This window comes from Vibrio sp. V03_P4A6T147, assembly GCF_002241085.1.
Classification (GTDB): Bacteria; Pseudomonadota; Gammaproteobacteria; order Enterobacterales; family Vibrionaceae; genus Vibrio; species Vibrio anguillarum.
The window spans coordinates 1-9,195 of sequence record NZ_NDIO01000014.1; the positions used below are offsets into that span (position 1 = coordinate 1).

Consider the following 9,195-nt stretch of genomic DNA (forward strand, 5'->3'; position numbering starts at 1 on the left):
ACCTCAACGGCTGCCATAGCTCCGAGCTTAACTGGCTAAGTCTCATTTTTGTGAGATAGGGTGGTTAAGCCAGTGGTCTAATACCACAAGGGCATAATTGGAAATGATTATGCCTCCCGTATTTGGAAAGGTGTTCCGTGGCGCAACAGTTCGAAGATAGATTCCAACGTAAATTTTATTATTTACGTTTATCTGTTACAGATGTCTGTAACTTTAAATGCACATATTGCCTGCCTGATGGTTATCAACCTTCGGGGCAGAAAAACTCGTCTTTTTTAACCCTTCCTGAAATACAACGCGTCGTGCGAGCCTTTGCCGACTGTGGTACGTCGAAAGTACGCATCACAGGGGGGGAGCCAACTTTGCGTAAAGACTTTAACGACATTATTGCTTGTGTGGCGAATACCGCTGGTATAGAGAAAGTGGCGACCACCACCAACGGTTACCGTATGGCCAAACAAGTAGAAGGTTGGCAATCGGCCGGGTTAACGCATATCAATGTCAGTGTCGATAGTCTTGATCCAAGAATGTTCCACCAAATCACGGGTGAAAACAAATTTACGCAAGTGATGGCGGGGATTGATCGCGCTTTTGAAGTCGGTTACCAGCAAGTTAAAGTCAACGTTGTGCTGCTAAAAGACCTTAATCATCAGCAGTTACCTGCTTTTTTAGATTGGATTAAACATCGCCCTATTCAACTTCGTTTTATTGAACTAATGCAAACTGGTGAAATGGACTCGCTGTTTGAGCGTCACCATATTTCAGGTGTTGCCATTCGTAATCAACTGATTGCCAATGGTTGGGTGCTGAAAACCCGAGCTCACAATGATGGGCCAGCGCAAGTATTTGTTCATGCCGATTACCAAGGTGAAATCGGTCTTATCATGCCGTATGAGAAAAACTTTTGCCATAGCTGCAACCGCTTACGTGTTTCGGCAAAGGGGAAGTTACACCTGTGCCTTTTCGGTGAGCAAGGCGTTGAATTGCGCGATCTGCTCGCCCAAGATAATCAACAGCAAGCCTTAATTGAGCGCATTCAAGCGCAATTACAGACCAAGTCGGTCAGCCATTTTTTACAAGATGGCAATACGGGTATGACGCCTAATCTCGCCTCCATTGGCGGCTAAATTCTTTTTGTCACTGGCTATTGTTTAGCGGGTGATGTGGTACACATTTGAACAGTAGGTGAACACATGGGTCACGCAGAAAGCGCATTTCAACCAGCACATATTGCCGTACTGACGGTTTCCGATACTCGTACTGAAGAAAACGATACTTCAGGCGGTTACTTAGCTGAGCAACTTCAACAAGCGGGACACATTCTGGCCGATAAGCAGATTGTTATTGATGATCAGTATAAAATTCGCGCGATTGTTTCTCAGTGGATCGCGGATGAAAACGTGCAAGCCGTGCTGATCACGGGTGGAACGGGTTTTACCTCACGCGACAGCACACCAGAGGCATTAAAGCCCTTGTTTGATAAAGAAGTTGAAGGTTTTGGCGAGCTGTTCCGATTGGTCTCTTACGATGAAATTGGCACTTCAACCATTCAGTCTCGCGCCATTGCAGGTTTTGCCAACCATACGGTTATTTTTGCCATGCCAGGTTCAACAGGAGCGTGCAAAACCGGTTGGACAAAAATCATCAAACAGCAGTTAGATGCCAGCCATCGCCCATGCAACTTTATGCCACATCTTTCGGTTTAACGGGGTTTCAATGAGCGAATTTACTCATATTAATGCCTCAGGCGAAGCCAATATGGTCGATGTCTCTGCCAAGGCTGAAACCGTACGTGAAGCACGTGCGGAAGCCTTTGTGAAGATGTCACCACAAACGCTGCAACTGATCCTTTCTGGGCAACACCACAAAGGTGATGTGTTTGCCACCGCAAGAATTGCGGGCATTCAAGCGGCGAAGAAAACGTGGGATTTAATCCCACTGTGCCACCCATTGCTGCTTACTAAAGTAGAAGTGCAGCTCGAAGCCATCGAAGCACAAAGCAAAGTTCGAATTGAATCATTGTGTAAATTAACCGGTAAAACAGGGGTTGAAATGGAAGCCTTAACCGCGGCATCGGTGGCGGCGTTAACCATTTACGACATGTGTAAAGCAGTACAAAAAGATATCGTGATTGAACAAGTGCGCTTACTTGAAAAAAGCGGCGGGAAATCGGGTTACTTTAGCGCTCAGCCACAACAAAAGGTCACGCATGATTAATGTTCTCTTTTTTGCTCAAACTCGTGAGTTGATCGGCCAAGACAGCATTCAACTCAAGGCACAGTTTGCTACGGTTGAAGCACTGCGTAGCCACTTAGCCTCGCAGCCTGGGAAATGGGATTTAGCCTTGCAACCGGGAAAACTGCTGGTGGCAGTCAATCAAACCATCGTTGCCTTTGATTACCCGTTAAGTGATGGTGATGAAGTGGCTTTTTTTCCTCCAGTAACCGGAGGCTAGTGATGGATAGTCGTATTTCCGTTCAAATATCAGATTTCTCGGTAGACGCAGAATACCGTGATTTGTCGCAAGGTACTTCCGCTGGCGCTGTGGTTACCTTTATTGGCAAAGTTCGTGATATGAATTTAGGTGATAATGTTATTGGCTTAACGCTTGAGCACTATCCGGGAATGACAGAAAAAGCTTTGAGTGATATTTGTGATCAGGCGCAGGCACGTTGGCCGGTGCAAAAAATCCGTGTGATCCACCGAATCGGTGATTTAGATATTGGCGATCAAATCGTGTTTGTAGGCGTGTCGAGCTCACATCGTGGTGCGGCTTTTGAGGCGTGCGAATTCGTTATGGATTACCTTAAAGCCAAAGCACCGTTTTGGAAGAAAGAGCGCACCACCGAACAAACACGCTGGGTGGAGTCTCGAGATTCAGATGCCCAAGCCGCGCAACGTTGGGCTAATCATCACACCATCGACTAAGCCTTGTGTAGTATATGAATAGTTCCGCGCTGTTGATTCTTCGCATGAAACAGCGCTTTATCGGCCGTTGATACAAACTGTTCTGGCGTCATGCCAGTCGGTATGTGTTCGCAATATTGGATGCCGATAGTAATCGATACATACAATGAGACACGAGAATAGCGGTGAGGGATTTGCAGCTCTCTCACTTCACTAAGTAGTTGTAATGCTTTTTGCTCGCACTGTTTAATATCAATATCCGCAATAAATAGTAGAAATTCATCTCCTCCATAGCGAAAGCAGAGGTCATCTTTACGTTTCCAATGCTGCAGAGTGCTCGCTATCTTGCGCAGCACAGTATCGCCATTCACATGGCCATAGTGGTCGTTATATTCTTTGAAGCAATCTAAGTCGATCATGAAAATTGCAGCACTACTTTGCTCACGTTTGATCTTATCTAACGCTTTGGGCAGTAATGAGTCCATCGCATAACGGTTATAGACCTGAGTTAAATGATCCACATTGGTCAGTTTTTCTAACTCAAGTTGGTGTATAGAAAGCCGCTCTAACGTGCGCTTATAAGCGGTAATATTTCTCACAATCCATAGCACGTACTCAGTATTTTTCAGCGGGATGACCAATGCGTTAAAAAACTGAATATCGATAGGGCCAGAGCTACCTTTAAATTGAGCAATTACCCTTAGGTCGAGATCGTATTCAAACTCTCGCATTTGTCCGTTATCAATGACTTCTTGGATAATTTGATGAAACCAAGCGGCTTTTTTTTCGGGTAATACCTGGTATAGATTGAGACCAATGAGAACTCTTGGGTCGTGGTGTCGGCTGCGATCCGTTCCTCCTAAGGCCTCCACATATACGCCATCGCGGTTAATCAGAAAAGTGGGTTCAGGTAATGACTCCAACAAGCTGCGCATCAGTGCTGGGTTTTCTATAATCTCGGAAAACAGTGGCGAATTCACCATGCCCAGTCCTTATTAATACAACGGTCAATGTTTAAGATATAAATGATATTAACTGTAAAATCTTGCGAGACATCGTGTTCTTAACGTGTTGTTTGATTCAAAAATGAGACGTTTTGATAAAAGATTTTGCCATTTACCTTTGATAAAAATTAACTATTTGTAATATCGATAGTTTGTGCCGATGAGCAAAATCGATTTTTTCCATTTAGCAAAACGGTGAAATTAGTCAACACTTAACTTAAGGCAGCATACCGTTGCAACCAAGGAGACAGATATGCAATCGCTAATAGTTAAAGACTATATGACATTACAAGCCATCACCTTCAAACCGGACATGCCAATGACTGCGGCTTTAGAAAAAGTGATGCGTTCGGAGCATCTTGGTGGTCCTGTTATTAACGACCAAGAACAAGTGATTGGCTTTCTATCAGAGCAGGATTTGCTCGATAAATTGGTGAAGGTGAGTTATTTCTGTGAAGACACCCATTTAGTCCGTGACTGCATGCACCCTGAAGTGCTGTCCGTTTCATCAGACACCTCTATTATTGAGCTTGCTGACATGATGAAAGTAGGAAAACCGAAAGTTTATCCCGTGATCGATCAAGGTAAATTGGTTGGCATTATTACGCGCAGAGATGTACTGAGAGCATTAGGGAAAAACTTAACGCATTGTTTTAAAAAACCAACATAGCAAACTATACCCTTCCTACTTGAAGCTGCAGCAGTGTTGGCTACGTTCGTTCACCCCAATAACATAGTTTGCCTATGCTCATGGGGACTCACTTACTTGCCGCCTACCTGCAACTCCAAGTTGTTTGGGTATATCAGCAGTAATAAATAAAATTCTAGAGGTGCAGTGCACCTCTTTTCCATCTAATCAAGGTGAATGTGCGTTAAGTGCAGGTTTGATAAAAATGTGCTTGACCTTGGAGTTTACTCTAAGGTTTAAGCTTTGTGCATCAGAGAAGGAGAATCCTATGTGCACAAAACATGAAGCTTGCAGTACTACAAAAAATAGCATGGCAAACCCGCAGGCGGTGTCATGCTCTAGTCTTAAAATTACCGCGATTAGGGCTGCGGGCGTTGATTCAAATGAAGAGGGGTGCTGCGGGTCACAAGAGTGCGCAAGCAATGATCCTGATGATGAACCCGCGCAGCTCACATCCGTTAAAACACAGTTTAACCAAAGCTGGAAAATTGAAGGGATGGATTGCCCATCTTGCGCACGTAAGGTTGAAACGGCGCTTAAAAAAGTGGGTAATGTGATCGACGCCAAAGTGCTGTTTGCCACTGAAAAATTGGTGGTCAAGTTTAATACCGAAGAGGCAGCGCTTGAAATAGAACAAGCGGTTCGTAATGCAGGTTTTACGGCTCACCGCATTGATGCGGCTAATCCAGTTTCTGCCCCCATCCGTAGCGATTGGAAGTCAGTCATAAAACAGAACGCGCAGATCCTCTCCATTGCTGGCGCGATGGTACTCGCCGCTATTGTGCAGCCTTATTTCCCTCAAATCAGCGATGGGATGTTCATTTTGACCTGCCTTGCCGGTTTGTATCCTATCGGTAAAAAAGCGATTCAACTGGCACGCTCAGGCACACCTTTTGCGATTGAAACCTTAATGAGCGTTGCGGCGCTCGGAGCGCTCTATCTTGGTGAAACGGTTGAAGCAGCGATGGTGCTATTACTCTTCCTCATCGGAGAGCGGCTAGAAGCTTTTGCCGCTTCTAAAGCGCGTAGCGGTGTAAAAGCTTTAATGGCACTGGTGCCTGAAACGGCAACAAAAATTGTGGCAGGAGAACGCATCACGGTGGCAGCGCATGAGCTAAAACCGGGGGATGTAGTGGAAGTTTCTCCCGGCTCTCGGCTACCCGCGGATGGTCAATTGCACGAAGCGTCGGCCAGTTTTGATGAGAGCGCGTTAACGGGCGAATCACTGCCTGTCGAACGCTATCAAGGTGACAGTGTCATGGCGGGTGCAGTGGTTGCGGATCAGGTGGTGCGTTTCACCATCACCTCCAAACAGGGTGAAAACGCGATTGACCGTATTTTACATCTGATTGAAGAAGCGGAATCTCGCAAAGCGCCGTTAGAACGTTTTCTTGATAAATTTAGTCGCTGGTATACCCCATTAATGATGTTGGTTTCATTAGCCGTGGTTGTGATACCGCCGACACTGTTTGCACAGCCATGGGAAACATGGGTTTACCGTGGCTTAGCCTTACTGCTGATTGCTTGTCCATGTGCGTTGGTTATCTCAACTCCGGCGGCCATTACTTCTGGCCTTGCCGCAGCGGCGCGTCGTGGTGCACTGATCAAAGGGGGCGCGGCGCTCGAACAGCTTGGAAAAATAGAGAGTATTGCTTTTGATAAAACGGGCACTTTGACCAAAGGTAAACCGGAAGTTACGGATGTGGTTGCGCTCAATGGCTGGGATGAAGAGCAATTGTTGCGCTATGTCGCAGCGGTTGAAATGGGCTCGAGCCATCCTCTGGCAACCTCTTTAGTGAAAAAAGTGCAAGCGATGGCTTTGCCCATTCCAGAAGCGATAGAGAAGCGAGCGTTAGTTGGCAGTGGGGTTTCGGGGGTTGTGGAGGGGAAATCACTGCGCGTATTAGCGCCAAGCAAAGCGAATGTTCCGTTTTCTGATGTATTTAGCGCGCAAGTGGAAGCGCTAGAGATGCAAGGCAAAACAGTGGTGGTGGTTTTTGAGCAAGAGAACATTGTCGGTTTAATCGCATGGCAAGATACCTTGCGTGAAGATGCCAAAGCCGCCATTGAAGCACTGCGCCGTTTGGGGATCGACACTATTATGCTCACTGGCGATAACCCTAGAAGCGCTGCGACGATGAGTGCTCAATTAGGGATAGATTTCAAAGCCAGTTTATTACCGCAAGATAAAGTGGAATACATTCAACAGTTGGCGCAACAAAAACAAGTGGCGATGGTCGGGGATGGCATTAATGATGCACCAGCAATGAAAGCGGCCAGCATTGGTATTGCGATGGGAGGTGGTACCGATGTTGCGTTGGAAACGGCCGATGCGGCAATTACTCATAATCGATTGGTCGAGCTCGCCACCATGATCGAGCTATCACAAGCTACACTCGCCAATATTCGCCAGAATGTCACGCTAGCGCTAGGCTTAAAAAGTATCTTTTTAGTCACGAGTTTACTCGGTATTACGGGCTTATGGGTGGCGGTGCTGGCTGATAGTGGAGCTACCGCGTTAGTGACGCTCAATGCGTTGCGTCTATTGAAATTTAAAAAATAGTCCGAGACTAAAAACCAAAAAGCTCAGCAAGGCATGGCGGGTCGTTATCTCTCATGCCTGTTGGGTTTGCACCCTATTGTGGTAATAGTGTGAAATGCGTCGATATTGCGCTTGTATTTTGTTATGCAGTGTTGGAAATCATCTTTTAAGGTTGGGTGTTATTTCATCAATCTTGCTGTTTTTTGTGATGCAAACCGTTTTTATGAGAATGTGTTCGTTACATTGCGTCATTCATTGTGAATTTGATCACTCTTTGTTGGTGCGTGGTCCGCTAGAGTAGCTGCATACCCGATGTATATCTATGAGCTGAACAAGCCGCAATAAGGAGTCACTTATGTCTCAAGCCGTTTTCCATCTAGGTGTTACCGAAGCCGATCTGAATGGTGCTACTTTGGCCATTATCCCTGGGGATCCAGCCCGCGTACAAAAAATCGCTGAAGAGATGGAAAATCCAGTCTTTCTTGCTAGCCACCGTGAATACACTGTGTACCGCGCAGAGTTAGACGGTAAGCCAGTCGTTGTTTGTTCTACTGGTATCGGTGGTCCTTCTACGTCTATTGCGGTTGAAGAGCTTGCTCAACTTGGCGTGCGTACTTTCCTACGCGTAGGTACTACTGGTGCAATCCAACCTCATGTCAATGTGGGTGATATGATTGTCAGCACAGGTTCGGTTCGCCTTGACGGTGCAAGTTTGCACTTTGCACCAATGGAATTCCCTGCTGTGGCTGATTTCGATGTCGCCACTGCAATGAAAGCGGCTGTAGTTGAAAGTGGTGCAACCGTGCACATGGGCGTCACCGCATCAAGTGATACTTTCTACCCAGGCCAAGAGCGTTATGATACCTTCACTGGTCGTGTTGTGCGTCGTTTCCAAGGCTCAATGAAAGAGTGGCAAGATATGGGCGTATTGAACTTTGAGATGGAATCCGCCACTTTACTAACCATGTGTGCGAGCTCAGGTTTGAAAGCAGGTTGTGTGGCAGGTGTGATCATCAACCGTACTCAAAAAGAGATCCCAGATCACGCGACACTCAAAGAGACCGAGGCTCGTTCAATCAAAGTGGTTGTCGAAGCGGCGCGTAAAATGCTGTAATTGAGTTCTGAATTTACACTGATGTATCTATGTACACGGTGAGTGATTAGGCCACTTTTGAATAAAGTGGCCTTTTTACTTTCTAAATAATCACCAGTCAAACAGTCACCAGCTAAATAATTACTCACTAAGCAATCGCCAATTTAGGCAATGGAATGTACAAGCTCTCGGTTAAGTCGCTGAGCATCTGGTCGTAAACGTGAGAGATGCTGAGTGAAATATCCGAAGTGATTTGGTACATCGCGCCAGCTTCTATTTGAAAGGCAGGATGATCATGCAGTTCGCTCAGGCTATGTAGCGCGGCTGAGCAGCTTGGCGAAGCTACCGTTAAAGGGCTGATTAAGGCGAGTTGATTCATCCTACGCCTGACAACCTCACTATAATGCTGCAAGCGTATGCGGCCATCTTGAGTATCCATTTCATCAATGCTGATGCGTAACTGAGTTAGCGCGTCCATCGCATCAATGACCTGTTGCCAATTAACATGGTATTCATCGCTGAGATCTTCGCGGTTGGATTCCACCAACCAAGCCAGTATCACCTCATCCATTAAGAACATACAGTGACGAATTATTTTACCATGCATCATTTGGTTACGAGCCACAGAGCGCTCTGGCCACTCCTTCATGAGTGCTTTAAGCTTAATTTGCAGCACACGGTACATTGGTTTGTTGTCAAAGTGTGCGATAGCAATTAAGTGATTACTTTTTTCGTATAGCGTATCTTGCAATTCATTCAACTCAGTGTCGCGTCTTTGACCAGAGGCTAGTGTTTGATGGGTAATGTTACGGTGCTGACGGCATAAAAACAGTAGCTGGCGAAGGTCGATCAGCAGTTGATATTTACGTTGTAATGTGGATTCACGCTGTTTTGCCAGATAAAACATCAGCCACAATATACCGATAGAGATAAGCATTGAGATAAAAACAAACATAACCAA

General features: G+C 45.9%; 10 protein-coding genes and 1 riboswitch. Of the genes, 8 read left to right on the forward strand and 2 right to left on the reverse strand.

The features are described 5' to 3' along the window. Positions 1 to 5 precede the first annotated feature (5 nt). Positions 6 to 149, forward strand: a riboswitch (molybdenum cofactor riboswitch). The 5 genes from moaA (at position 138) to moaE (ending at position 2,928) form a co-directional block, all read left to right on the forward strand. After that, positions 138 to 1,127, forward strand: a complete 990-nt coding sequence (gene moaA, locus B9J84_RS00440; RefSeq protein WP_026028246.1) for a GTP 3',8-cyclase MoaA — start codon at positions 138 to 140, stop codon at positions 1,125 to 1,127. Its footprint overlaps the riboswitch before it by 12 nt. A gap of 66 nt (positions 1,128 to 1,193) precedes the next feature. Next, a complete protein-coding gene (gene moaB / locus B9J84_RS00445; RefSeq protein ID WP_010320682.1) occupies positions 1,194 to 1,706 on the forward strand; it encodes a molybdenum cofactor biosynthesis protein B in 513 nt (170 codons plus the stop codon). Between the two features lie 10 nt (positions 1,707 to 1,716). Next, positions 1,717 to 2,217, forward strand: a complete 501-nt coding sequence (gene moaC / locus B9J84_RS00450; RefSeq protein WP_010320681.1) for a cyclic pyranopterin monophosphate synthase MoaC — start codon at positions 1,717 to 1,719, stop codon at positions 2,215 to 2,217. Next, positions 2,210 to 2,455 (forward strand): molybdopterin synthase sulfur carrier subunit, encoded by a 246-nt coding sequence (gene moaD, locus B9J84_RS00455; protein WP_010320680.1) that lies wholly within the window; start codon positions 2,210 to 2,212, stop codon positions 2,453 to 2,455. Before moaC ends, moaD begins: the two co-directional genes overlap by 8 nt. Positions 2,456 to 2,457: 2 nt before the next feature. Further along, positions 2,458 to 2,928, forward strand: a complete 471-nt coding sequence (gene moaE / locus B9J84_RS00460) for a molybdopterin synthase catalytic subunit MoaE (RefSeq protein ID WP_038148363.1) — start codon at positions 2,458 to 2,460, stop codon at positions 2,926 to 2,928. Here moaE and B9J84_RS00465 read toward each other — a convergent pair. Then, on the reverse strand, positions 2,925 to 3,890 hold the full coding sequence (locus tag B9J84_RS00465; protein WP_013857257.1) for a sensor domain-containing diguanylate cyclase: 966 nt from the start codon (positions 3,888 to 3,890) through the stop codon (positions 2,925 to 2,927). The genes moaE and B9J84_RS00465 overlap by 4 nt on opposite strands. A 274-nt stretch (positions 3,891 to 4,164) precedes the next feature. Here B9J84_RS00465 and B9J84_RS00470 point away from each other — a divergent pair, with 274 nt between their 5' ends. The 3 genes from B9J84_RS00470 (at position 4,165) to udp (ending at position 8,255) form a co-directional block, all read left to right on the forward strand. After that, positions 4,165 to 4,581 (forward strand): CBS domain-containing protein, encoded by a 417-nt coding sequence (locus B9J84_RS00470; protein WP_013857256.1) that lies wholly within the window; start codon positions 4,165 to 4,167, stop codon positions 4,579 to 4,581. A gap of 286 nt (positions 4,582 to 4,867) precedes the next feature. Further along, a complete protein-coding gene (locus B9J84_RS00475) occupies positions 4,868 to 7,162 on the forward strand; it encodes a zinc/cadmium/mercury/lead-transporting ATPase (RefSeq protein ID WP_094123275.1) in 2,295 nt (764 codons plus the stop codon). A 334-nt stretch (positions 7,163 to 7,496) separates the two neighbouring features. Further along, positions 7,497 to 8,255 (forward strand): uridine phosphorylase, encoded by a 759-nt coding sequence (gene udp / locus B9J84_RS00480; protein ID WP_010320675.1) that lies wholly within the window; start codon positions 7,497 to 7,499, stop codon positions 8,253 to 8,255. Between the two features lie 127 nt (positions 8,256 to 8,382). On the opposite strand, the gene B9J84_RS00485 is transcribed toward udp, so the two are convergent. Continuing rightward, complete coding sequence (locus tag B9J84_RS00485) at positions 8,383 to 9,195, reverse strand: hypothetical protein (protein ID WP_017044551.1); 813 nt, start codon at positions 9,193 to 9,195, stop codon at positions 8,383 to 8,385.